The following is a 24,619-nucleotide window of genomic DNA, read 5'->3' on the forward strand; positions in this document are numbered from 1 at the left end:
AACTATAAATAAGTCGATAGGTCTCTGTCGCTACCGTGATTGGACACTGACACAGAGTCAACTAGCCTTGTGGGCACGGTTCTTCGCGCGGAGACCCGCGACGGTCCGAGCCACGAGGGGGGAGGCTCGGACCGTCTTCGTGCGCGCGGCCGCCCGTCCGGCGACGCCTGTGGACGCACCCGATGGTCAGGCGGCCGTCACTCCGCCGACTCGTCGAGCGCGCGCAGCACGTCCGCGACCAGGTCCTGCGGGTCCTCGGCACCGGCCGAGAAGCGGATGAAGCCCTCCGGCACCGCGTCCCCGCCCCACCGGCCGCGCCGTTCGGCCGTGGACCGGACCCCGCCGAAGCTGGTCGCGTCGTCCACGAGCCGCAGCGCGCCGAGGAAACGTTCGGCACGCGCGCGCGTGGGCAGCGTGAACGAGACCACGCACCCGAAGCGCCGCATCTGCTGAGACGCGATCTTGTGCGAGGGGTCGTCGGGCAGCCCGGGGTAGCGCAGCCCGCTCACCTCGGGACGGCCGCGCAGCGCCTCGGCGATCACGAGGGCGTTGGCGTTCTGCCGGTCGGCCCGCAGCTGGAGAGTGGCGAGCGAGCGGTGCGCGAGCCAGGCCTCCATGGGGCCCGGAATCGCCCCCACGATCTTGCGCCAGCGGCGGACGGGGACCATCAGTTCGGCGGTCCGCCCGCTCACGTAACCGAGCAGGACGTCGCCGTGCCCGGTGAGCATCTTGGTGCCGCTGGCCACCGAGAAGTCGGCGCCGAGTTCGAGGGGACGCTGGCCGAGCGGGGTCGCCAGTGTGTTGTCGACGGCGACGAGGGTGCCCTGCGCATGCGCGGCCGCGACGAGCCGCCGCACGTCGCACACGTCCAGGCCCGGGTTGGACGGGGTCTCGATCCACAGCAGCTTCGCGCCGTCGAGCACGTCGAGTTGCGCGTCGCCGGCGGTCGGAGCGGTGCGCACCTCGATGCCGTAGGCGGTCAGCTGCTCGCGCACCAGCGGCAGGACCTGGTAGCCGTCGTCCGGCAGGACCACGGCGTCACCGGCGCGCAGCTGGGAGAACAGGACGGCCGAGATGGCGGCCATCCCCGACGGGAAGGCGAGTGTGGTGACCCCGCCGTCCTTGGGTGACTCGAGCTCGCCGATGGCCCGCTCCAGGAGCGTCCAGGTCGGGTTCTCGTCCCGGCCGTAGGTGTACGGGCCCGTGGGATCGCCCGGCAGATGGAAGTGGGCCGCGAAGACGGGACCCGGGAGCGTCGGCTCGTACTTGACGGGTTCGGGCAGTCCGGCCCGTACCGCGCGCGTGCCGTCACCGGTCTCCGTACCGAATTCCCCGGAAGTCATGCTGCCCGTCCCTTCACGTGCTGGTGGATCGCGGCGAGCGGACCAGCGCCCGCCGCCCCCACCCTCTCAGGACACCCCGCGAAGCCGTCCGGACGTCCGTCATACGGATCGGGTGCGTCCGGATCGGCGCCGCCACCGGGATCGCGGCGGCCGGCCTCCAGGGGTCGCGTCGGCCGGTGCTCAGTCGTCGTTGTCGGGCAGGACGACGTTCAGCGCCCAGGACACCACCGAGATGATCAGTCCGCCCAGCACGGCCGTCCAGAAGCCCTCCACGTGGAAGCTCAGGTCGAGTTCGCCGGCCAGCCATGAGGTCAGCAGCAGCATCAGGGCGTTGACCACGAGGGTGATCAGACCCAGGGTGAGGATGAACAGAGGGAAGGTCAGCACCTTCACGACCGGCTTGACCAGGAAGTTCACCAGGCCGAAGACCAGCGCGACGAGTATCAGCGTGCCGATCTCCTTGCCGGTGCTGTCGCCGGTCAGGGTGATCTTGTCGAGCAGCCACACGGCGACGGCCAGGGCTCCCGCGTTGGCGATCGTCTTGACTACGAAATTCTTCATGTGTCTGATCGTGGCAGAAGAGATCGATTCACCATACGGCTGTGATCACGGTCGTGGGCGCACAGGAGCGGACGAGGTCGATGAAGGCATTCCGGCTGGACGAACTGGAGGCGGAACGCGCCGCCAACGACGGTGCCTACCTGCAGTTCCTGCGTGAACGGAACATGTCGGCGGGCCTGTACGCCCTGGACGCGGGCGAACTTGACCCGCAGAAGCCCCACCAGCAGGACGAGGTGTACTTCGTCGTCAGCGGCCGGGCCTCGATCACCGTCGGCCTGGAGACGACCCAGGTCGGGCGGGGCAGCGTCGTCTACGTGCCCGCGGGCGTCGCCCACAAGTTCCACCACATCACCGAGGACCTGCGGGTCCTGGTGGTCTTCTCTCCGCCCGAGAGCTGAGTCGCGCCTCAGGGTTCCCTAGGGGACCGTTCAGGGGGAGACAAGGGGCGCCGGGCCCCCGGCGGCCCCCTCCCCGGCCATAGCATCGAAGCAGGACGTCAAAGATCCGGACGGCATGCGTTCCGGAGGTCCGATTTCCCGGAAAAGCACAGTCCCGGACCCGGGGCGACGGGCGAAGAGGTGAGGACGGGGCGATGCGAGAGATCTTCAACGGTATGCCGTGGTGGGTGAAGTGGGTCGCGGTGCCGGTCATCGCCCTGGTCGTCTTCGGCAGCGTGATAGTCAGCGTCGTCAGCGTGGTGATCTGGCTGCTGTTCAAGGTGCTGGTCTTCGTCGCGCTGGTCGGCGGACTGATCTACGTCGTACGGAAGTTCATGTCGAGTTCCTCCTCGCGCAGCGACTGGTGACGCCGAAGCGGGTCCGTCCGGTGGGTAACGGGCAACGGGAAACAGGAAGCTGAGGTTCCCTCGCCCGGGGGAAGTTTCCCGCGCGGGCGGCCGGCGAGCGGTGGCGGGCGGTTAAAGTCCGGAATCGACGCGGGGCAGACCCCCGCGGGCGGCGCACCCTCCTCCCGTGTTCCCCCGCACGGGCGGCCCTCCTCGCGCTCCGGGAGTGACCCTTGGCCACGGTTGACACCGCACCCGCAGAATCACCCGCTCCACCCATCCAGCGATCGAACACACCGGCGGGGACGCGCGTCCCGCCCGTGCAGCCACGCACGTCCCCCACCGAGGCGGCGCCCCCGGAGCCGCACACGACCCTCATCGGCTCCGTCCAGCGGGCGATGCGCCTGCTGGAGGCCGTGGCGGCACGCGAGAGCGGAGCCCCCGCCAAACAGCTGGCCCGTGAGGCCGGCCTCGCCCTGCCGACGGCCTACCACCTGCTGCGCACGCTGGTCCACGAGGGCTATCTGCACCGGGAGAAGGGGCTGTTCTTCCTCGGTGAGGCGGCCGAGCGGCTGGGCAGCAGCGGAGCACAGCAGAAACGTCGCAGCACGGTCAATGACGCGCTCTCCCAGTGGAGCGAGGCGCTCGGTGTGCCCATCTACTACGCCATCTACCGCGACGGTGAGATCGAGGTGGTGTCCGTCGCCGACACTCCGGGCAGCCCGGCGGTGGAGGAGTGGGCGGATTTCCGGGAGACCGGCCACGCCCACGCGATCGGCCAGTGCCTGCTGTCCCAGCTCGACGAGGAGGGCCGCCGGGACCACCTTGCCCGCTACCCGGTGCAGTCCATCACTCCGAACACGGTGCGTGACGAACGGACCCTGTTGCGCCGCCTGGAAAGGGCGAGGCGGATGGAACCGATCGTGGAACGGCAGGAGTACGCCCTCGGGACGGTGTGCGCCGCGCTGCCCATCACGGCGGGGGCGACGGCCGCCACAGTGGCCATTTCCCTGCCCTTCCATCAGGTGGACCGACTGCTGCCCGTGGCCCGTCAGCTGCAGGCCGAAATCGGCCGGATGCTGGGAACGCTGACGATCTCTATCAGCATCTGAAAACTCACTCCTTGTGATCTGCCGTGTACGTTGAGCAAGATGCCAGCAGTGTCAGGAGGATGATTCCTGGCCAGTCGACGGCAAACGACGGGGTTGACGATGCGCGAGTCGGTGCAGGCAGAAGTGATGATGAGCTTTCTCGTATCGGAGGAGCTCTCCTTCCGCATTCCGGTGGAACTCCGTTATGAGACCAGTGATCCCTTCGCCGTGCGATTGACCTTCCACCTGCCCGGTGACGCACCGGTGACGTGGGCGTTCGGCCGGGAGCTGCTGATCGACGGGGTGGGCCGGCCGTGCGGTGACGGGGATGTGCACATCACCCCCGCGGACCCCGAGGCGTTCGGTGAGGTGCTGATCCGGCTTCAGGTGGGGTGCGACCACGCGTTGTTCCGGTCCGGTACGGCCCCGCTGGTGGCCTTCCTCGACCGTACGGACAAGCTGGTGCCGCTCGGGCAGGAGCGTTCCCTCGCGGACTTCGACACCCACCTCGACGAGGCGCTGGACCGCATCCTGGCGGAGGAGCAGAGCGCGGGCTGATCCGCCCGACCGCCTGCCCCAGTGGAGTAACGCTTCCTCTCCGCTCAGTGCTTGCGCCGGCGGCCCTTCCCGCCGCGTGCCGGGGCCCTGAGTCGCGGAGCCGTGGCGCCCGCGGGTGCCGGAACGCCCGAGCTGTCCTTGCGGTCCGCCGAGACCACGAGGGCGGCCAGCGCCGTGGTCACCGGAACGGAGGCGACCAGGCCGATCGAGCCGACCAGGGTGCGCACGATCTCCTCGGCGACCAGCTCGCTGTTGGCGACCGTTCCGACGCTGCTCTGGGCGATCGAGAACAGCAGCAGGAGAGGTAGGGCCGCGCCCGCGTACGCCAGCACCAGGGTGTTGACGACGGAGGCGATGTGGTCGCGGCCGATCCTGATCCCCGCCCGGTACAGCCCGCGCCAGCCCATCGTCGGGTCGGCCTGGTGCAGTTCCCAGACGGCTGAGGTCTGGGTGACCGTCACGTCGTCGAGCACGCCGAGCGAGCCGATGATGACGCCGGCGAGCAGCAGGCCGCTCATGTCGATGGACGGATAGAGGCCGTGGATGAGGCCGGTGTTGTCGTCCACGTTGCCGGTCAGCGCGGCCCAGTCGATGAATCCCGAGCCCAGCACGCCGATCAGCAGCAGGGACAGCAGCGTGCCCAGTACCGCGACCGAGGTCCGGGCCGAGAGGCCGTGGCACATGTAGAGGGCGATCAGCATGATCGCGCTGGCCCCGATCACCGCCACGACCAGGGGATTCGAACCCTGCAGGATCGCGGGCAGGATGAAGAACGTCAGGATGAGGAAGCTCACGGCCAGCGCGACCAGCGCCATGACACCGCGCAGCCGGCCCACCACGACGACGGCCAGCGCGAAGATCCCGGCGAGGAGCGCCATGGGGAGCTTCCGGTTCACGTCGGTGACGGAGTACTGGAGGTTCACGGGCGCCGAGGGTTCGTAGGCGACCACGACCTTCTCGCCCTCGTGCAACTGCCGTGACTGGTCGGGCTGGACGATCTCGGTGAAGGTGCGGCCCTTGTCCTTGCCGGTGTCGATCCGGATGGTCGCCTTCTTGCAGTCGCCCGTCGCCTGCTGCTGCGCGGAGGACCCCTCGGCGGTGGAGGTGTCACCGGTCGGAGTGTCCCCCGAGGCGTTGACGGACTTGCAGTCCACCTCGTCGACCTGGGTGACCGTGGCTCCCTGGGTCTGCCGGTCGAAGCCGACGCCGGTCCGCTCGTGCGAGGGTGCCCCGCCCGGCCAGAGCACCACCAGGCCCACGACGACCGCGGCTGCGAACGGGATCAGGATCGCGGCGATGACCTTGCGGAGATGCTTGGAGACGGGGGCTGCCGGGCCGTGGCTGTGCGAGTGACCGTGTCCGTCGCCCGGCGCAGGACCGTGCCCGCCGCCTGACCCGGGGCCGCTGCCACCACCCGGCCCGGGACCGCCGCCGCCACCCGGTCCACGGCGGGGGCCGTCACCGGGGCCGGGGCCGGGTACGGACCCGTGGCCGGAACCGGGGCCGGCGCCGTGTCCGTGCGGCGGCTCGGAGGGCGGATACGGGGGCTGCTGCGTCGTGGTCACCGACCGATCATCGCAAGAACGGAGGGGGCCCTCTGTTCACCGCGCCAGATATGACGCTAGCGTGGAGGCACCTTTGCACACGCGGGAGCTCGGAGCACCGGGCTGAGAGGGCGCTGACCTCCGTCTCTGCGATGTTTCACATGAAACATCGGCAGACGGACATCGCTGCGTCGACCGCTGAACCTGTTACCGGGTAATGCCGGCGTAGGGAGTAGGTCTCATGACCAACAAGGACGTAAGCACGCCTGCCTCCGGCCAGACGGACGAGGCATCCGCCTCGCTCCGGAACGGCGAGGCCGGGAAGTCCATCGGCTGGCACAAGGCGTACGTCGAGGGCTCGCGCCCTGACCTGCGGGTGCCGGTCCGTCAGGTGCACCTCACCAACGGGCAGTCGGTCACGCTGTACGACACCTCGGGCCCGTACACCGATCCGACCGTCGACACCGACGTACGCAGGGGGCTGGCGCCGCTGCGCGAGAACTGGATCATCGCCCGCGGTGACACCGAGGAGTACGCGGGCCGGGCCGTGCGTCCCGAGGACGACGGCATCAAGCACACGTCCCCGCGCGGTGGACTGCGCAATCTGGACGCGGTGTTCCCCGGCCGGCCGCGTCAGCCGCGCCGCGGCCGCCCCGGAGAGGCCGTCACGCAACTCGCGTACGCCCGCCGCGGCGAGGTCACTCCCGAGATGGAGTTCGTGGCGGTCCGCGAGAACGTCGACCCCGAGGTCGTACGCGAGGAGATCGCCGCCGGCCGTGCGGTGCTGCCCGCGAACGTCAACCACCCGGAGATCGAGCCGATGATCATCGGCAAGCGGTTCCTGGTGAAGGTGAACGCCAACATCGGTAACTCCGCGGTCACTTCCTCCATCGAGGAGGAGGTGGACAAGATGACCTGGGCCACCCAGTGGGGTGCGGACACGGTCATGGACCTGTCCACCGGGCGCAACATCCACACCACGCGCGAGTGGGTCCTGCGCAACTCCCCCGTGCCCATCGGCACCGTGCCGCTCTACCAGGCGCTGGAGAAGGTCGACGGCCGCGCCGAGGAGCTGACCTGGGAGATCTACAAGGACACCGTCATCGAACAGGCGGAGCAGGGCGTGGACTACATGACGGTCCACGCGGGCGTCCGCCTCCCGTACGTGCCGCTCACCGCCAACCGGAAGACGGGCATCGTCTCGCGCGGCGGCTCGATCATGGCGGCCTGGTGCCTCGCGCACCACAAGGAGAGCTTCCTCTACGAGAACTTCGAGGAGCTGTGCGAGATCCTCGCCTCCTACGACGTCACGTACTCGCTCGGCGACGGGCTGCGGCCCGGGTCGATCGCCGACGCCAACGACGCCGCTCAGTTCGCCGAGTTGAGGACACTCGGGGAACTCAACAGGGTCGCGAAGCGTTTCAACGTACAGACCATGATCGAGGGCCCGGGGCATGTCCCGATGCACAAGATCAAGGAGAACATCGACCTTCAGCAGGAGATCTGCGATGAAGCTCCGTTCTATACGCTCGGCCCGCTGACGACGGACGTCGCCCCGGCGTACGACCACATCACCTCCGGTATCGGCGCCGCGATGATCGCCTGGTGGGGCACCGCGATGCTCTGCTACGTCACGCCCAAGGAGCACCTGGGTCTGCCCAACCGGGACGACGTCAAGACCGGCGTGATCACCTACAAGATCGCCGCTCACGCGGCCGACCTCGCCAAGGGGCACCCGGGCGCGCAGGAGTGGGACGACGCGCTGTCCGACGCCCGGTTCGAGTTCCGCTGGGAGGACCAGTTCAACCTGGCTCTCGACCCGGACACGGCACGGGAGTTCCACGACGAGACGCTGCCGGCGGAGCCCGCCAAGACGGCGCACTTCTGCTCGATGTGCGGGCCGAAGTTCTGCTCGATGAAGATCTCGCACGACATCCGGCGCGAACACGGGAACTCGCCGTCGGAGATCGAGGAGGGCATGGCACAGAAGTCCAAGGAGTTCGCCGCGGCGGGCAACCGGGTCTATCTGCCCTTGGCGGACTGACGCGGTTGGACGGGGCCTCGGCGGTCGCGACCGAGACGATCGCTCGGTCCTGACGCCCGCTGTGCCGCCTGCCTGCGCTCCCTGTGCGGGGCGCAGGCAGGGGCCCGTACAGCGGTGCGCGGCACCCGGAGCACCACGGGCCCGACGGCGCGCCGGGTGCGGCCACCTCGAACCGGTCCGCCGGGCCGAGGTGCCGGTCCGGCGGCACAGGTGAGGTGGAGCTCGGTCCGGCTGCCGAACTCCGTCCGGGGACCGGCGGGTTGGCGCCTGGGCGGTCGATGGTCGACGGCCTGTCGCGTCGCGCGCCGGTGGGTTACCGGTGGGCTTCCGGCCTGGTGGGACGTCGGGCCGGGGTCACTCCGGCTGGTGTTCCGGGCCTCCGAAGTCCGGGCTGGAGAAGTCCGGACTGCTGTAGCTCGGCCGCGGGCCCGCTGCCGGGCCCCCGTCCGGGCTGCTGAACCCCGGTCGCCCGTACCCCAGATGCGGCATACGGCCGGTTGGCTCCGGGGACTTGGGGCTGACGGCCGTCGTGCCTGAGTCGGCGAGCGCCTCCCGAAGGAACGGCAGGATGCCGCGTTCCAGCAGGGCCTCGCGCCAGGCGTCCCCCGCCCGGGTCACCTCCTCGTTCAGCTCGCCGCTGTCCTCGGCCTGGAAGGAGGAGCCGCCGTCGCGCAGTGCCGTGAGCAGGAGCCCGACCGCGGCGGCCAGGATGGCGACCGCAGTGACGGCTCCGAAGACCCATCCGGTGGTCAGGATCGTCCTCGCGAACGCCGGTTCGGGGTCGAGCATCTTCAGGATGTAGCCGACCAGCAGGAATATCGCCGCGGCCGTCCCGGCGAGCACAGGGGCGAGCACCGCGACGACGGCCATGGCACCGGCTCCGGCCGTCTCGGCGACCTCCCCCATGGTGGTGGCCAGCCCGACCGCGCCCGAACCGGGCTCGGTGGAACCGGACTCCTCGCGGACGGAAGGGGCGGACGACGCGGGCCGGCGCAGTTCCTCGCGGGCCGTCACGTAGTGCTGGTACTCGGCCGCCGCGGCCGCCGTGATGAGAGCCGTGGCGTTCAGGGCCATCGTGCGCAGTTGTTCGGGGTTGAGCCGCTTGCCGACCGCGGCCAGTTCCGGGCGGTGTGGTGCGGAGCGCAGCGCCTCATCGAGGATCCGCTCGTAATCCTGGCGGTCCTCGTTCAGCAGGTGCTGCGGAACGCTGTTCATGTGCATCCCCCGATGCTCCGTAGGGCTGGTGGCTCGCACGCTGACGAGCCGTCGGGCAGAAACGGAGGGGAGCCTGCTACGGATAAGCCGATGGTAGAGCTGCGAGGGCACACGATGACAGAGGGTTTCCGGAAATTGCCCTCTGACCGGCAGGGTCCTTCGCGGGGGACACCTGCCCGGCGAACACTCAGCTACCCAGGGGGAGCTGCTGCACCAGCAGCTTTCCGGCCATGGTCACTCCGCCGTCCATCGCGATGGCCAGCCCGTCGGCGTAGATGTGCGGTCCCTCGACCGTCGGGCCCGCGTTGTCCTCGCCGTCCTCCGAGCCGACCTCGCCCAGCAGGTACGGAATGGGGCTGTGGCCATGGACGATGCGTGCGCCGCCGTAGGTGTCGAGGAGCGAGCGGACCGCCTCGGCGCCACCGTCGTCGCGGAAGGCGAAGCGCTTGGTGAACTTGCGGAACAGGTCCCAGCACTCGTCGGCGTCGTTGCGGGTGAGGGTCTCACGGACGGTGTCGTTGACCGCCTCGATGGAGTCGCCGTAGTCGAGGTAGGCGGTGGTGTCGGAGTGCACGAGGAGATGCCCGTCGGAGATCTCCATGGCGTCCAGGCGGGCCATCCACTGAAGATGGTGGTCCTGGAGGCGGTCCATGTCGGTCTTCTGGCCGCCGTTGAGGAGCCAGGCGGCCTGGAAGGTGGCCGTCCCCGCACCGGAGTTGACGGGAGTGTCGCCGAACCGCTTGGCGCCGAGCAGCAGCAGCTCGTGGTTGCCCATGAGCGCCTTGCAGTAGCCGCCGACCGCCGCCGCCTCGGCGGACAGCCGCATCACGAGGTCGATGACCCCGATGCCGTCCGGGCCGCGGTCGGTGAAGTCGCCGAGGAACCACAGCCGGGACGTGCCGGCGCACCAGTTGCCCGCGGCGTCGATGAGGCCCTGCGCCTGGAGCGCCGCGACGAGCTGGTCGAGGTAGCCGTGCACGTCACCGACGACGTACAGCGGGCCGGGTCCCTCGGCGGGCTGCGGGGCGGGCGCGGCGGCGGGGTCGACGTGGACCTGGAGCGTGTCCCCCCGGTTGATGACGGGCAGATCGCGCTGGGTCGGCGTGTACTCCGCCGGCTCCGGGACGGACGGCGCGCCCTCCTCGGGGGGCGAGCTCTGCGCGTACGGACCGGTCTCGTGGACGTACGCGGGAACCCGGAAGTCGCGCAGCGTCGCCGTGCGCAGCACCTCGGGTCCCTGACCGGCCCCCTGAGTCATCGACCCCTCCACCACCATCGCGCCGCATCTGCACCGCTTCGGACTGCCTGGTCGCAGCGGCCCGCGGTGTCGTCCGCCCATCATAGGAATGCGGATCGCGCCATGTGATGACCCAGGGGTGGTGAATCGGAGCAAGACCTCGCTTCACCGCGGCTTTCGCCCCAATTGGGTGGTGCTTCCCACTCGGCGCCGGTCCCGCCACCTGTGACTCAGCCCTCCTCCGGGGACCGCGGCGGGCTGACCGTCGTGCGCGGCGGACGTCGCTCGGAGGACGTACGCACGATCAGCTCCGTCGGTATCACCTGTTCGACCGGCTGGTCCGATTCGAGGCCCTCGATGGCGTCGATGAGGAGCTGGACGACGGCCGTGCCGATCCGGCGGGGCTTCAGGGAGAGCGTGGTGATGGGCGGTTCGGTGCTGGCGTAGACGGTGGACTCGCTGCAGCAGACGAGCAGGAGGTCGTCCGGTACGCGCAGGCCGTAGCGGCGGGCCGCGGCCAGCAGGTCGGTGCCGTTCGGGTCGAAGAGACCGTAGACGGCGTCGGGGCGGTCGGGCCGGGCGAGCAGCCGGTCGGCGGCGACGGCGCCCGCGCACGGGTCGTGCGCGGGGTAGGCCTCGTACACAGGGTCCTGGCCGACGCGCTCGCACCAGCGCAGGTACGCGCTCGTGGAGAGGTGGGTGTAGGTGTCCGTGGTGGTGCCGGTGAGGAGGCCGATCCGGCGTGCGCCGGCGTCGGCCAGGTGGTCGAGGATGCCGAGGACCGCCGCCTCGTGGTCGTTGTCGACCCACGCGGTCACCGGGAGGGAGCCGGCCGGGCGGCCGTCGGAGACGACCGGTAAGCCCTGGCGGACCAGCTCACTGACCACCGGGTCGTGGTCGGAGGGGTCGATGACCACGGTGCCGTCGAGCGCGACGTTCGACCAGACGTCGTGTCGGGAGGTGGCGGGCAGGATGACCAGGGCGTAGCCCCGGGCGAGGGCGGCGGAGGTGGCGGCTCTGGCCATCTCGGCGAAGTAGGCGAACTCGGTGAAGGTGAAAGGTTCATCCCCGTACGTCGTCACGGTCAGGCCGATGAGGCCCGACTTGCCGGTACGGAGGGTTCGGGCCGCCGCGGAGGGGCGATAACCCAACCGGTCGGCCACCTCCCGGACATGGCGTCGGGTGGCGTCCGGCAGCCGGCCCTTCCCGTTGAGGGCGTCGGAGACGGTCGTGATGGAGACTCCGGCGGCTGCGGCCACGTCTCTGATGCCCGCCCGGCCCGGCCGACCGCCTCGGCGGGGAGTGTCCGCCCGGCTCACCTGGTGCTTCCCTGCTGCTGTCATGGCGAGCCGATAGTAGGGCTCATGCGGTGGGGTAGTGCGGACGCATATTCACTCGTTGACAGGCACGTTTCTGCATGATCGAAAAGCGTCAACTGCCTTTGATTCAGAGGTGTTTGAACGATGCAATGGCAGTACGTGACTTGTCGGCGCGCACAAGCCTGCCAAGTGGGCCATGTTTCGAAGAGGTCTCAACTCACCCCGACGAGGGACGCGCGCCACGGAGTGAGCCACCGGCGCGTGTCGAAGCGGACGGTGCGCCCCCTGTTTTGCGCGGCTCGTACACCTTCGGGTGGGGATGACCTCGCGGATGCGGGCGGCTGTCCACAGCCCCATTCGCAGTGGGGCCGAATCCTCATAAGGTGAGAAGCATTGGATGCCGGTGCGGGTCATGAGCCGGTGGTGGTCGCGAGGAGGACTGCGGTGAGCGAGACGAGCCCCAAGCTGCGTGCCGAGCTGGAGGGTATCCCCACCTACAAGCCCGGCAAGGCCGCCGCGGCCGACGGCCCGGTGGCGTACAAGCTGTCGTCGAACGAGAACCCCTACCCGCCGCTGCCCGGCGTGATGGAGAGGGTGACCGCGGCGGCCGGGTCCTTCAACCGCTACCCGGACATGGCCTGCACGGGCCTGATGGACGAGCTGTCGAACCGCTTCGGGGTGCCGCTCTCGCACCTCGCCACGGGCACCGGCTCGGTCGGGGTCGCCCAGCAGCTGCTGCAGGCGACCAGCGGGCCGGGCGACGAGGTCATCTACGCCTGGCGGTCCTTCGAGGCGTACCCGATCATCACGCAGATCAGCGGCGCCACCTCGGTGCGGGTCCCGCTGACCTCGGGTGACGTGCACGACCTGGACGCCATGGCGGACGCGATCACCGACCGGACGCGGCTGATCTTCGTCTGCAACCCCAACAACCCGACCGGCACCGTGGTGCGCCGGGCCGAGCTGGAGCGGTTCCTGGACCGGGTGCCGAGCGACGTCCTGGTGGTCCTCGACGAGGCGTACCGCGAGTTCATCCGCGATCCCGAGGTGCCGGACGGCGTCGAGATCTACCGGCAGCGGCCCAACGTGTGCGTGCTGCGCACCTTCTCCAAGGCGTACGGCCTGGCGGGTCTGCGGGTCGGTTTCGCGATCGCCCACGAGCCCGTGGCGGCCGCGCTGCGCAAGACGGCGGTGCCGTTCGGCGTGAGCCAGCTCGCCCAGGAGGCCGCCATCGCCTCGCTGCGCGCCGAGGACGAGCTGCTCGGCCGGGTCGGCGCCCTGGTGTGCGAGCGCCAGCGGGTGGTCGAGACGCTGCGCGGTCAGGGCTGGACGGTGCCCGAGACGCAGGCCAACTTCGTGTGGCTGCGGCTGGGGGAGCGCACGCTCGACTTCGCCGCGGCCTGCGAGCAGGCCGGTGTCGTCGTACGGCCGTTCGCCGGCGAGGGGATGCGGGCGACGATCGGCGAGGCCGAGGCGAACGACATCTTCCTGAAGGTGGCGGAAGGATTCCGCAGGGAGCTGTAGGCGCCGCGGAAGCGCCGCGACGCCGGGTGCCTCTGCCCTCACCCCGGCGAGCGGGCCCGGTCCCTTCTGGTGAGGGCCGGGCCTCTGGCGCTCGGCCCGGTGGGCCCGGTCCCTCCTGGCGGACCCGCGCCTCTGCGCCCGGCCCGGTGGCGAGCCCGTGGTGACGCCGGGCGTCCTGGGCTCACTCCCTGCTGACCGGCCTTCCGGAAGTCACACGTTTCCTTCGGTGGTCCTCGCCGCATCCGGCGGGGACCACCGCTCGTCCACGAGCTCGACGCGTACGGGGTCGCCGTCCCGGACGGTCGCGAGGACGCGCGGGTCGCCCTCCACGCGGCCGAGAAGGTTGCACGGACTCGCGAGGCGGCACTCGCCCTCGAACTCGTCCGCGGGCAGCCCGTACCCCTGTGAGATCGGCGTGGGCCCGTAAGGGAGGGCCAGGGCGTCGCCGTCGGTCCAGAACGCCACCGTGCCCGGGGCGACGACCTGCCGGGCGTCGCCCTCGACGGCGACCGCGACGCCCGTGTCGAAGTAGACCTCCTCGCCCCAGGTGCGGGCAGTGGAGACGAGCGGCAGCGCCCGGGCGAGGACCCGGGTGGTCGGGGTGTCGTCGAGGGCCGCGGTGAGGTGTCCCGCCGGCCAGGAGATCCGTATCTGCATGCGCGGATTCAACAATATGTTGAAGTGCTTGCCAAGGGTCCTGACCGGCGTCTTCGCGCCAGAGGCCGACCGGCCCGCACTTAGGGACCCCCCGCCGCTCACGCTTCGAACGGGCATGCGTCATAATTGCTTGTGAATGTGAACGCGTTCACAAGCGTGTCCCGTTTGCTCCGTGATGTGCGTGACAAAGAGGGCAAGCGGCCGCCGCAACCACGGCGGTGACGTAAGGAGACTGACGACGTGGAATTGGCTCTGGCGCCGGAGACACTGGCGCGATGGCAGTTCGGCATCACCACCGTCTACCACTTCCTCTTCGTCCCCCTGACGATCTCGCTCGCCGCGCTCACCGCCGGCCTGCAGACCGCCTGGGTGCGCACGGAGAACGAGAAGTACCTCAGGGCCACCAAGTTCTGGGGGAAGCTCTTCCTGATCAACATCGCGATGGGTGTCGTCACCGGCATCGTGCAGGAGTTCCAGTTCGGCATGAACTGGTCCGACTACTCGCGCTTCGTCGGTGACGTCTTCGGTGCGCCGCTGGCCTTCGAGGCCCTGATCGCCTTCTTCTTCGAGTCGACCTTCATCGGCCTGTGGATCTTCGGCTGGGACAAGCTGCCGAAGAAGATCCACCTCGCCTGCATCTGGATGGTCTCCATCGGCACGCTGCTGTCGGCGTACTTCATCCTCGCGGCCAACTCGTGGATGCAGCACCCCGTCGGCTACCGGATGAACGAGGAGAAGGGCCGCGCCGAGCTCACCGACTTCTGGCGGGTCCTGACCCAGAACACCGCGCTCAACCAGGTCTTCCACAGCTTCTCGGCGGCCTTCCTGACCGGTGGTGCCTTCATGGTGGGCATCGCCGCCTTCCACCTCATGCGCAAGAAGCACATCCCGGTGATGCGCACCTCGCTGCGGCTCGGCCTGGTCACGCTCGCGGTCGGCGGACTGCTCACGGCGATCAGCGGCGACACCCTCGGCAAGGTCATGTACGAGCAGCAGCCGATGAAGATGGCCGCCGCCGAGGCGCTGTGGGACGGCGAGAAGCCGGCGCCGTTCTCCGTGTTCGCCTACGGGGACGTCGACAAGGGGCACAACAAGGTCGCCCTGGAGATACCCGGACTGCTCTCGTTCCTCGCCCACAGCGACTTCGAGTCCTACGTGCCCGGGATCAACGACACCAACAAGGAACTGCGGGAGCAGTTCGGCCCCGGTGACTACAAGCCCATCGTCCCCGTCGCCTACTGGGGCTTCCGGTGGATGATCGGCTTCGGCATGGCGTCCTTCTCGCTCGGCCTGCTGGGCCTGTGGCTCACGCGCAAGAGGTTCCTGCTGCCCGCCGCCCACCGGACCGGCGACGACGAGGTGCCGCACCTGGTGCTGCTGAAGAAGCCGCTCGGATCGAGGCTCACCCGGCTGTACTGGCTCGCGGCGCTGTGGACCATGGCCTTCCCGCTGATCGCCAACTCGTGGGGCTGGATCTTCACGGAGATGGGACGCCAGCCCTGGGTCGTCTACGGCGTGATGCAGACCCGCGACGCCGTCTCCCCCGGTGTCTCGCAGGGCGAGGTCGTCACCTCGATGATCGCCTTCACGGCGCTGTACGCGGTCCTCGCCGTCATCGAGGTCAGGCTGCTCGTCAAGTACGTCAAGGCCGGGCCGCCCGAGCTCACCGAGAACGACCTCAACCCGCCCACCAGGATCGGCGGCGACTCCCGTGACGCCGACAAGCCGATGGCCTTCTCCTACTAGGCCCAGGGAGCTGCTGAGTCATGGAACTTCACGACGTCTGGTTCGTCCTCATCGCCGTCCTGTGGACCGGCTACTTCTTCCTGGAGGGCTTCGACTTCGGGGTCGGGGTGCTCACCAGGCTGCTGGCCCGCGACCGCGCCGAGAAGCGGGTCCTCATCAACACGATCGGACCCGTCTGGGACGGCAACGAGGTGTGGCTGCTCACCGCGGGCGGTGCGACCTTCGCCGCCTTCCCGGAGTGGTACGCGACCCTCTTCTCCGGCTTCTACCTGCCGCTGCTGGTGATCCTGCTCTGCCTGATCGTGCGCGGTGTTGCCTTCGAGTACCGGGTCAAGCGGGCCGAGGAGAGCTGGCAGCGCAACTGGGAGACCGCGATCTTCTGGACCTCGCTGATCCCGGCGATCCTGTGGGGCGTGGCCTTCGGCAACATCGTGCGCGGGGTGAAGATCGACTCCGACATGGAGTACGTCGGCACCCTCTGGGACCTGCTCAACCCCTACGCCCTGCTGGGCGGCCTGGTCACGTTGACGCTCTTCACCTTCCACGGGACGGTGTTCGTCGGGCTCAAGACCGTGGGGGACATCCGTGAGCGGGCACGGAAGCTGGCGCTCCAGGTCGGTGCGGTGACCGCCGTGCTGGCGCTGCTCTTCCTGCTCTGGACGCAGGTGGAGAGCGGGGACGGCAAGTCCCTGGTCGCCATGGTGGTGGCGGTGGCCGCACTGGTCGCGGCCCTGGGCGCAGTAAAGGCGGGGCGTGAGGGCTGGGGGTTCGCGCTCTCGGGGCTCACCATCGTGGCCGCCGTCGCCATGCTCTTCCTGACGCTCTTCCCGAACGTCATGCCTTCCTCGCTCGACGCGGACTGGAGCCTGACGGTCACCAACGCCTCGTCGAGTCCGTACACGCTGAAGATCATGACCTGGTGCGCGGGGATCGCCACGCCGCTGGTCCTGCTCTACCAGTCGTGGACCTACTGGGTGTTCCGCAAGCGGATCGGTACGCAGCACATCGCGGACGTCGCTCACTGAGCCCGCGTGCCGAGGGGCATGTTTCACGTGAAACATGCCGTCTGGAACGAAGGGTGCGTTTCCGCTCGGAACGCACCCGCTGAACCGAGAGTGTGTTTCACGTGAAACCGATCGACCCGCGCCTGATCCGGTACGCCCGCGCCACTCGCCTCTTCCTCGTGGCGGTCGTCGGCCTGGGAACGGCCGGGGCGGCACTGGTCATCGCTCAGGCCATGCTCATCGCCGAGATCGTGGTGGGTGCCTTCCAGCACGGCCGCTCGGCCGGTGAACTGGCCACACCGCTCGCCCTGCTGGCGCTCGTCGCGATCGGTCGTGCCCTCGTCTCCTGGCTGACGGAACTCGCGGCACACCGGGCGAGTGCGGCGGTGAAGTCGGAGTTGCGTGGGCGGGTGCTGGAGCGGGCCGCGCAGCTCGGACCGGGATGGCTCGGCGGGCAGCGCACCGGTTCCCTCGTCGCACTCGCCACACGGGGAATCGACGCCCTCGACGACTACTTCTCCCGCTACCTCCCCCAGTTGGGGCTCGCGGTGGTCGTGCCGGTGGCCGTGCTCGCGCGGATCGTCACGGAGGACTGGGTCTCGGCGGCGATCATCGTCGGCACCCTGCCGTTGATCCCCCTGTTCATGGTGCTGATCGGCTGGGTCACCCGGTCCCAGATGGACCGTCAGTGGCAGCTGCTGTCCCGGCTGTCGGGCCACTTCCTGGACGTGGTCGCGGGACTGCCGACCCTGAAGGTGTTCGGCCGGGCGAAGGCGCAGGCCGAGTCGATCCGGCGCATCACCGGTGAGTACCGGCAGGCGACCATGCGGACGCTGCGGATCGCCTTCCTGTCGTCCTTCGTGCTGGAGCTGCTCGCCACGATCTCGGTCGCTCTCGTCGCGGTCACCATCGGCATGCGGCTCGTCCACGGCGACATGGACCTCTACGTGGGGCTGGTCATCCTCGTCCTCGCGCCCGAGGCCTACCTGCCGCTGCGGCAGGTAGGCGCGCAGTACCACGCCGCCGCCGAGGGGCTGGCCGCGGCCGAGGAGATCTTCGCGGTGCTGGAGACCCCCGTGCCGGCGTCCGGTTCGCTCGTAGCGCCGGAGGGACGGATCACTTTCGAGGACGTGTCCGTGCGGTACGCCGGGCGGTCGGCCGACGCGGTGTCCCACGCGTCGTTCACGGTCGAGCGGGGCGAGACGGTGGCCCTCGTCGGGCCGAGCGGCGTGGGCAAGTCGACGCTCCTCAACGTGCTCCTCGGCTTCGTACGGCCGACGTCGGGACGGGTGCTGGCCGGGGACGTCGATCTCACGTCCGCCGACCTGACGGAATGGCGCTCGCGGATCGCGTGGGTGCCGCAGCGCCCTCACCTGTTCGCGGGGTCCGTCGCCGAGAACGTCCGGCTGGCACGCCCCGACGCCGACGACGCGGCACTCACGCGGGCGCTCGCCGACGCGGGCGCGCTGGACTTCGTCGCGGCTCTGCCCGACGGGGTGGACACGGTCCTCGGCGAGGACGGCACCGGGCTCTCCGCGGGTCAGCGCCAGCGCCTCGCCCTAGCCCGGGCGTTCCTGGCGGACCGGCCGGTGCTGCTCCTCGACGAGCCGACGGCCGCCCTGGACGGGGCGACGGAGGCAGAGGTGGTGGAGGCGGTGCGGCGGCTCGCGGTGGGGCGGACGGTGCTGCTCGTCGTCCACCGGCCCGCGCTGCTGGGTGTGGCCGACCGGGTGGTGCGGCTGGAGCCGACGCCCCAGGAGTTCCACCTCCCGGAAGCCGCCGGTCCCGCCGCCACCGGGCTCCGGACGACGGTCCCGGCACCGGGCGCCACCGTCTCCGGGCCCCGGACATCGGTCCCGGCACCCGGCGTCGCGCCTTCCGCGCCCCGTACGTCGGTCGCGCCTTCCGCTCGGAGCACGTCGGTCTCGGCCTCCGCACCCCGTTCTTCGAATGACCAGGTCGGGTCCTCCGTCGCGGGGGACAGTCTGGTGGCTGTCGTGCCGGCCGCTGCCGCGACCGGTCCGGTGTTCGTGGACGCGGGTGAGGCGACGGGGCGGGAGCACTCGGGGGCACCCGTCCGCCACGAGCGCGGCGGAGTGCTGGCGCGCGTGCGGACCATGGCGGACGCCAGGCGCGGCCGTCTCGTCCTGGCTCTCCTGCTCGGCAGCCTCGCGCTCGGCAGCGCCGTCGGGCTGATGGCGACCTCGGGATGGCTCATCTCCAGGGCGTCGCAGCAGCCGCCCGTGCTCTACCTGATGATGGCCGTGACGGCCACGCGGACGTTCGGCATCGGGCGTGCGGTGTTCCGGTACTCGGAGCGGCTCGTGTCCCACGAAGCGGTGCTGCGCATGCTGGCCGACACCCGGGTCGCCGTGTTCCGGCGCCTGGAGAGGCTGGCGCCCGCCGGACTGCGCTCCACCCGGCGAGGCGACCTGCTGTCCCGGCTCGTCGCCGACGTGGACGCCCTCCAGGACTACTGGCTGCGGTGGCTGCTGCCCGCCGGTGCCGCCCTGGTGGTGTCGGCCGCCTCCGTCGGCTTCACCGCCTGGCTGCTGCCCGAGGCCGGCGCCGTCCTCGCCCTCGGTCTGCTCACCGCCGGTGCCGGGGTCCCCCTGCTGACCGGCGCCGTGGCCCGCCGCGCCGAGCGCAGGCTGGCGCCCGCCCGCGGAGTGCTCGCGACCCGGGTGGCCGACCTGCTCACCGGGACGGCCGAGCTGACCGTCGCCGGTGCCCTCCCGTCGCGTACCGCGCAGGCGCGCGACGCCGACACCGTGCTCACCGGCATCGCCTCCCGCGCGGCCACGGCGACCGCGCTCGGGGACGGTCTCACCGCCCTCGTGTCCGGCCTGACGGTGACGGCCGCCGCACTCGTCGGCGCGCAGGCCGTCGCCGACGGGCGCCTCGGCGGTGTGACGATGGCCGTCGTTGTCCTCACCCCGCTGGCCGCCTTCGAGGCCGTGCTGGGGATGCCGCTCGCCGTCCAGTACCGCCAGCGGGTGCGCAGGAGCGCGGAGCGGGTGTACGAGGTCCTGGACGCACCCGAGCCCGTACAGGAGCCGGAGCTGCCGGAGCCCGCGCCCGCGTCGCCGTTCCCGCTGCGGGTGCGGTCGCTCACCGCCCGTCACGCCGGACAGCATCGGGACGCGCTGGCCGGGCTCGACCTCACGCTCGACCGGGGGCGCAGGGTCGCCGTGGTCGGCACCTCCGGCGCCGGAAAGACGACGCTGGCGCAGGTGCTGCTGCGGTTCCTGGACCCGGCGGCGGGCACGTACACGCTCGGTGGCGTGGACGCCCGCGCGATGGACGGCGACGACGTACGGCGGCTCGTCGGGCTGTGCGCCCAGGACGCGCACCTCTTCGACAGTTCCGTGCGCGAGAACCTGCTGCTGGCCCAGAGGGACGGCACGGAGGGCGAACTGCGGGACGCACTCGCGCGGGCCCGGCTCCTCGACTGGGTGGACGCGCTGCCCGACGGGCTCGACACGCTGATCGGCGAGCACGGGGCCCGGCTGTCCGGCGGGCAGCGGCAGCGGCTCGCGCTGGCACGGGCCCTGCTGGCCGACTTCCCCGTCCTCGTCCTCGACGAGCCCGCCGAGCACCTCGACCTCCCGACGGCGGACGCGCTCACCGCGGATCTGCTCGCCGCGACCGAGGGCCGTACGACCGTGGTGATCACGCACCGGTTGGCCGGGCTCGACGCGGTGGACGAGGTGATCGTGCTGGCGGAAGGGCGTGTGGTGCAGCGGGGACCGTACGCCGAGCTGGCGGCGGTGGACGGGCCCCTGCGGGAGATGCGGCGGCGGGAGTCCGAGAGCGAGGCGCTCGTGGGTGCGGCACAGCACTGAGGGGCGGTCCGGGCCGTGTGCGGCGGCCGGGGCCGGAGCGCTCGGCACATCTCGACTTTCCCTTGCAAATCGGACTAACTACTCTCAAGGCATGTCAGCAGCCCGCACCTCGCCCGAACCGCAGGCCGGCCCGGGCGCGGTGCCCCGGACGTCCCGGAGTCTTCGAGGTCTCTCCGCGGAGCTGACGGCGCGCGTGCCGCAGCTCCTGCGGGCGATGCGGTCCGTCGGCTCCGGCCTCGAACTGCACTCCACGCTGGACCGGATCTGCGAGACCGCGGCCGAACTGGCCGACGCGCGCTACGCGGCCATCGGGGTCGTCTCCGAGGACGGCGAGGGACTCGCGGACTTCGTCTACCACGGGGTCGACGAGGAGGTCGCCCGACGCATCGGCCGGCCGCCCGACGGGCACCGGGGGCTGCTCGGCGCGCTGATCCACGAACCGGAAGCCGTACGCCTCGCCGACCTGACCGACGATCCGCGGTGCAGCGGCTTCCCGGAGCACCATCCCCCGATGCGCAGCTTCCTCGGCGTCCCCATCCGGGTGCAGGGTGAGATCTTCGGCAACCTGTACGTGTCCGAGAAGCACGGCGGCGGCCCGTTCGGTGAGGACGACCTCCACATGCTGAGGGTGCTGGCCACGGAGGCGGGCATCGCCGTCGGCAACGCCCGGCTGTACGAGGCCGCCAAGCAGCGCGAGCGCTGGATCGACGGCTCGGTGGCCGTCACCACCGCTCTGCTCTCGGGCGGCGACACCGAGGACCCGCTCCAGGTCGTCGCCGAACAGGCCCGGCGGCTCTCCGGCTCCGCGGCGGGGATCGTGCTGCTGCCCGCGGACGAGGGCGGCCTGGAGATCGTCTCCGTCGCCTCGGACCGGCCCTCCGAGGCGCTCGGAGTCGTCGTCCCGCCGCAGAGCGAGATCGTCGCCGAAGTCCTGGCGGGCGATCCCGTGTTCGTCGAGGACGCGGCCACCGACCCTCGGATGCTCACCGACCTGGCGCGCGAGTACGGGCCCGCCATGATGCTGCCCCTGCAGAGCGGCGGCCGCGTCCTCGGCGCCCTGGTCACCCCGCGCGGACGGGGCGCCCGGCCGTTCACGCAGAGCGAGCGCACCCTGGCGGCGCAGTTCGCCTCGCAGGCGGCGCTCGCCCTGATGATGGCCGAGGCACAGCGCGACCGGGAACGGCTCGCCGTGTACGAGGACCGCGACCGCATCGCCCGTGACCTGCACGACCTCGTCATCCAACGGCTGTTCGCCACCGGGATGATGCTGGAGAGCGCTCAACGGCGTTCCATCGTGCCCGAGGTGCGGCAGGGCGTCGGCAAGGCGGTCGACGAACTCGACGTCACCATCCAGGAGATCCGCACCGCCATCTTCGCGCTGCAACGGGGACCGGCCGAGGAACCGTCCGGGCTGCGGACCCGGGTCCTGCGCGAGATCAACATGGCCGCCGTCCCCCTCGGCTTCAAGCCCGTCCACCACTTCGTGGGCCCGGTCGACACGGTGGTCGGCGAACTCACCGGCAAGAACCTCATCGCCGCGCTGCGCGAGGCGCTCTCCAACGCCTTCCGGCACGCCGGGGCCTCCCGGATCGACGTCACCGTCGACGCGGCGGCCGTCCTACCGGGCGGTGAACCGGGTGTACGGCTCACGGTCGCCGACGACGGCGTCGGCATCCCCGAGGGCGGCCGGCGCAGTGGACTGCTGAACCTCAAGCGGCGTGCCGAATCGCTGGGCGGCGACAGTTGGTACGGGCCCGGGATCGGGCGGAACGGTGGAGGCACGACGGTGGTGTGGGAGGCGCCCCACTGAACCGGCGGCCGCGGGCCCGCGGAGGGGCCCGTAGCAGCTCCGAGGGCCGTCGGCCGCGACACGCCGAAGCCGGTTCCCTGTTCGGCCGAGCCGGATGGCCCGTCCGTGGCGTCCGGTCCCCCATGCGTACGACTTGAACAGGACCGCGGGCCCCGGCGCGGGACACGATCGCTGGCATGCGCTCACCTCGCCGCCCCCTGCTGCTCGTGCCGGCCCTGCTGTGCGCGCTCGCCGTCCTCACGGCAGGGCCCGCGGCGTCCGACGGCGAGTCCGGTGAGGAGCTGGACGTCAGCGCCCAGGTGGCGCGCCTGTACGAGGACGCCTCCGTGGCGACGCGGCGCTACGAGACGGGACGTCGCGAGGCCGATGCGCTGCGCGCCAGGGCGCGACGGGCCGACGAACTCCTCGTACGTGAGCGGCGGGGGATCGCAGCGCTGCACGGGGACCTCGGCAGGATCGCGCGAGCCCAGTACCGGCAGGGCGGCGGACTCCCGTACACGGCGCAGCTGCTGCTCGCGGACAGCCCCGAGGAGCTGATGCGGGGCCAGCGGGCGGTCTGGCAGGCGGACCTCGCCGTCAACAACGCGGTGTCCAAGAGCCGGCGGGCGGAGACGAGACTCGCCGCGGACGAGGCGAAGGCGGCGTCGGAGTGGCAGGCGCTGGAGAAGTTCACCGGGCAGCTGGCCGAGGTGAAGCGGACCGTCCAGGCGAAGCTGGACGCGGCGCGTTCGACGCTGCAGAGCCAGGCGGACGCGTCGGTCGCGGCGGGTTCGTGCCGAGGTGCCGTCCGGCTGGACCAGCCGGAGACCGGCCCGGAGTCCCCGTGGCTCACCCCGGTGGAGACCTACGACCTGTCCGCGTCCTTCGGCAGCGGGGGCGAGCACTGGGCGGCCCGGCACACCGGGCAGGACTTCGCGGTGCCCATCGGCACGCCGGTACGGGCGGTGGGCGCGGGGCGGGTCGAGCGGGTGTCGTGCGGCGGGCCCTTCGGCATCGAGGTCGTGGTCGAGCACCCGGGCGGCTACTACACGCAGTACGCGCACCTCGCCGCCGTCACCGTCGACCAGGGGGAGCGGGTCGCGGCGGGGCAGTGGGTCGGGCAGTCCGGCACGTCCGGCAACTCGACCGGTCCGCATCTGCACTTCGAGGTGCGGATCACGCCGGACATGGGGTCCGCCGTCGACCCCGTGCCGTGGCTGGCCGGGCACGGGGTGGAGCTGTAGGCCCGCGACGGTCGCCGGGCCCTCGCCCCAGTTCGGGCACCGGAGACCAAGGGCGGCGCCGGGCGCCCGGGGGACCCTAGACCCGGTCCGCCAGGATCCGCTCGATCACGACCGCCACGCCGTCCTCGTTGTTGGCGACCGTCTGTCCGGAGGCGGCGGCGATCGCGGCGGGGTGGGCGTTGCCCATCGCGTACGACCGGCCCGCCCAGGTCAGCATCTCGACGTCGTTCGGCATGTCACCGAAGGCGACGACCTCCTCGTGGGAGATGCCGCGCTCGGCACAGCACAGCGCGAGGGTGCTCGCCTTGGAGACACCCGGCCCGCTGATCTCCAGCAGGGCGCTCGGGCTGGAGCGGGTCACGTTGGCGCGGTCGCCGATGGCCAGGCGGGCGAGGGTGAGGAAGTCGTCCGGAGCGATCTCCGGGTGGTAGGCGAGGACCTTGAGCACCGGCTGGTCGGCGTCGGGGGCGTCCGGCGCCAGGAGCTTCTCGGCCGGGGCGATGGTCTCCGGGGGCTCCATGTGCAGCGAGGGGTAGGCCGGTTCCAGGTGGAGTCCGTAGGTGCGCTCGACGGCGCACGCGGTGCCCGGCGCCGCGGAGCGCAGCAGCTCGACGACGTCGAGGGCGGTGCGGGGTTCGAGCTCGCGGACCTTGACGAAGCGGTGGGCGCCGGGGCCGCCGTGCAGGTCGACCACGGCGGCGCCGTTGCCGCAGATCGCGAGACCGTGGCCGTGGACGTGGTCGCTGACGACGTCCATCCAGCGCGCGGGGCGCCCGGTGACGAAGAAGACCTCGATGCCGGCCTCCTCGGCGGCGGCGAGGGCGGCGATCGTGCGCTCGGACACCGTCTTGTCGTCGCGCAGCAGGGTGCCGTCGAGGTCCGTGGCGATCAGCCGGGTGGGAACGGTGGAGGCCGGGGTCTCGGGCCGTCGAGTCGCTGAGGTCACCACGTCATTCTCCCGCATATGCCTGCACGCTCGTGCGGGGGTCCGCACATGTGAGTGATTACCGTCCCCACCAGGGCCGTCACCTTCCGCTGTCGCCGGACGGGCGCCGCGGGTCCTGCGCGCTCCACCACCGCCGGGGAGGACCCGCGCCGCCACCACCGGTGGGCC

At 70.9% G+C, this 24,619-nt stretch carries 19 protein-coding genes and 1 riboswitch; of the genes, 11 read left to right on the forward strand and 8 right to left on the reverse strand.

Going from position 1 to position 24,619, the window contains the following annotated elements; translation table 11 throughout:
• Nucleotides 1-197 precede the first annotated feature (197 nt).
• Nucleotides 198-1,343 (reverse strand): cystathionine gamma-lyase, encoded by a 1,146-nt coding sequence (locus ACFYQQ_RS18310; RefSeq protein WP_355785369.1) that lies wholly within the window; start codon nt 1,341-1,343, stop codon nt 198-200.
• A 180-nt stretch (nt 1,344-1,523) separates the two neighbouring features.
• On the reverse strand, nt 1,524-1,904 hold the full coding sequence (locus tag ACFYQQ_RS18315) for a phage holin family protein (protein ID WP_355785372.1): 381 nt from the start codon (nt 1,902-1,904) through the stop codon (nt 1,524-1,526).
• Between the two features lie 80 nt (nt 1,905-1,984).
• Here ACFYQQ_RS18315 and ACFYQQ_RS18320 point away from each other — a divergent pair, with 80 nt between their 5' ends.
• The 4 genes from ACFYQQ_RS18320 to ACFYQQ_RS18335 all read left to right on the forward strand — a co-directional run bounded on the left by ACFYQQ_RS18320 (nt 1,985) and on the right by ACFYQQ_RS18335 (nt 4,337).
• Nucleotides 1,985-2,302 carry a cupin domain-containing protein gene (locus tag ACFYQQ_RS18320; protein ID WP_121404964.1) on the forward strand — a complete coding sequence of 106 codons (318 nt, stop codon included), beginning with the start codon at nt 1,985-1,987 and terminating at the stop codon, nt 2,300-2,302.
• Between the two features lie 194 nt (nt 2,303-2,496).
• On the forward strand, nt 2,497-2,709 hold the full coding sequence (locus tag ACFYQQ_RS18325; RefSeq protein ID WP_355782330.1) for a DUF5326 family protein: 213 nt from the start codon (nt 2,497-2,499) through the stop codon (nt 2,707-2,709).
• Nucleotides 2,710-3,008: 299 nt separating this feature from the next.
• Entirely contained in the window at nt 3,009-3,800 is a 792-nt protein-coding gene (locus ACFYQQ_RS18330) for an IclR family transcriptional regulator (RefSeq protein WP_388904839.1), read from the forward strand.
• Nucleotides 3,801-3,899: 99 nt separating this feature from the next.
• Entirely contained in the window at nt 3,900-4,337 is a 438-nt protein-coding gene (locus tag ACFYQQ_RS18335; protein WP_355782333.1) for an SsgA family sporulation/cell division regulator, read from the forward strand.
• Between the two features lie 44 nt (nt 4,338-4,381).
• Here the strand turns inward: ACFYQQ_RS18335 and ACFYQQ_RS18340 are convergent, their stop codons facing one another.
• On the reverse strand, nt 4,382-5,902 hold the full coding sequence (locus tag ACFYQQ_RS18340) for a YibE/F family protein (protein ID WP_355782336.1): 1,521 nt from the start codon (nt 5,900-5,902) through the stop codon (nt 4,382-4,384).
• 71 nt (nt 5,903-5,973) lie between these two features.
• Nucleotides 5,974-6,130: riboswitch (TPP riboswitch) on the forward strand.
• Between ACFYQQ_RS18340 and thiC the strand changes: the two genes are divergently transcribed.
• On the forward strand, nt 6,123-7,925 hold the full coding sequence (thiC, locus tag ACFYQQ_RS18345) for a phosphomethylpyrimidine synthase ThiC (RefSeq protein ID WP_355782338.1): 1,803 nt from the start codon (nt 6,123-6,125) through the stop codon (nt 7,923-7,925). Its footprint overlaps the riboswitch before it by 8 nt.
• Before the next feature lie 354 nt (nt 7,926-8,279).
• Here thiC and ACFYQQ_RS18350 read toward each other — a convergent pair whose 3' ends face one another.
• The 3 genes from ACFYQQ_RS18350 to ACFYQQ_RS18360 all read right to left on the reverse strand — a co-directional run bounded on the left by ACFYQQ_RS18350 (nt 8,280) and on the right by ACFYQQ_RS18360 (nt 11,720).
• On the reverse strand, nt 8,280-9,146 hold the full coding sequence (locus ACFYQQ_RS18350; RefSeq protein WP_355782341.1) for a hypothetical protein: 867 nt from the start codon (nt 9,144-9,146) through the stop codon (nt 8,280-8,282).
• A gap of 181 nt (nt 9,147-9,327) precedes the next feature.
• Nucleotides 9,328-10,413, reverse strand: coding sequence for a metallophosphoesterase (locus ACFYQQ_RS18355; RefSeq protein WP_355782353.1), 1,086 nt, complete (start codon nt 10,411-10,413; stop codon nt 9,328-9,330).
• A 194-nt stretch (nt 10,414-10,607) separates the two neighbouring features.
• On the reverse strand, nt 10,608-11,720 hold the full coding sequence (locus ACFYQQ_RS18360; RefSeq protein WP_355782344.1) for a LacI family DNA-binding transcriptional regulator: 1,113 nt from the start codon (nt 11,718-11,720) through the stop codon (nt 10,608-10,610).
• A gap of 420 nt (nt 11,721-12,140) precedes the next feature.
• On the opposite strand from ACFYQQ_RS18360, the gene hisC reads away from it, so the two are divergent.
• Nucleotides 12,141-13,220: a histidinol-phosphate transaminase gene (gene hisC / locus ACFYQQ_RS18365; protein ID WP_355782347.1), complete on the forward strand. Its 1,080-nt coding sequence runs from the start codon at nt 12,141-12,143 to the stop codon at nt 13,218-13,220.
• A gap of 210 nt (nt 13,221-13,430) precedes the next feature.
• Here the strand turns inward: hisC and ACFYQQ_RS18370 are convergent, their stop codons facing one another.
• Nucleotides 13,431-13,877 carry a cyclophilin-like fold protein gene (locus tag ACFYQQ_RS18370; RefSeq protein WP_356163663.1) on the reverse strand — a complete coding sequence of 149 codons (447 nt, stop codon included), beginning with the start codon at nt 13,875-13,877 and terminating at the stop codon, nt 13,431-13,433.
• A gap of 240 nt (nt 13,878-14,117) precedes the next feature.
• On the opposite strand from ACFYQQ_RS18370, the gene ACFYQQ_RS18375 reads away from it, so the two are divergent.
• From ACFYQQ_RS18375 to ACFYQQ_RS18395, 5 genes are all read left to right on the forward strand, one after another.
• Nucleotides 14,118-15,623 (forward strand): cytochrome ubiquinol oxidase subunit I, encoded by a 1,506-nt coding sequence (locus tag ACFYQQ_RS18375; protein WP_355783653.1) that lies wholly within the window; start codon nt 14,118-14,120, stop codon nt 15,621-15,623.
• Nucleotides 15,624-15,643: 20 nt separating this feature from the next.
• A complete protein-coding gene (gene cydB / locus ACFYQQ_RS18380; RefSeq protein WP_355783651.1) occupies nt 15,644-16,648 on the forward strand; it encodes a cytochrome d ubiquinol oxidase subunit II in 1,005 nt (334 codons plus the stop codon).
• Nucleotides 16,649-16,749: 101 nt separating this feature from the next.
• Nucleotides 16,750-20,472: a thiol reductant ABC exporter subunit CydD gene (gene cydD, locus ACFYQQ_RS18385; protein ID WP_355783648.1), complete on the forward strand. Its 3,723-nt coding sequence runs from the start codon at nt 16,750-16,752 to the stop codon at nt 20,470-20,472.
• A gap of 91 nt (nt 20,473-20,563) precedes the next feature.
• Nucleotides 20,564-22,282 (forward strand): GAF domain-containing protein, encoded by a 1,719-nt coding sequence (locus ACFYQQ_RS18390; protein ID WP_355783646.1) that lies wholly within the window; start codon nt 20,564-20,566, stop codon nt 22,280-22,282.
• Between the two features lie 176 nt (nt 22,283-22,458).
• Entirely contained in the window at nt 22,459-23,505 is a 1,047-nt protein-coding gene (locus tag ACFYQQ_RS18395; protein WP_388904840.1) for a M23 family metallopeptidase, read from the forward strand.
• A 76-nt stretch (nt 23,506-23,581) separates the two neighbouring features.
• Here ACFYQQ_RS18395 and ACFYQQ_RS18400 read toward each other — a convergent pair whose 3' ends face one another.
• On the reverse strand, nt 23,582-24,469 hold the full coding sequence (locus ACFYQQ_RS18400) for a Cof-type HAD-IIB family hydrolase (protein WP_355779298.1): 888 nt from the start codon (nt 24,467-24,469) through the stop codon (nt 23,582-23,584).
• Between the last annotated feature and the right edge of the window lie 150 nt (nt 24,470-24,619).

Origin of the sequence: Streptomyces sp. NPDC005496 (assembly GCF_042872045.1) — a bacterium.
In the GTDB taxonomy this organism is placed as follows: Bacteria; Actinomycetota; Actinomycetes; order Streptomycetales; family Streptomycetaceae; genus Streptomyces.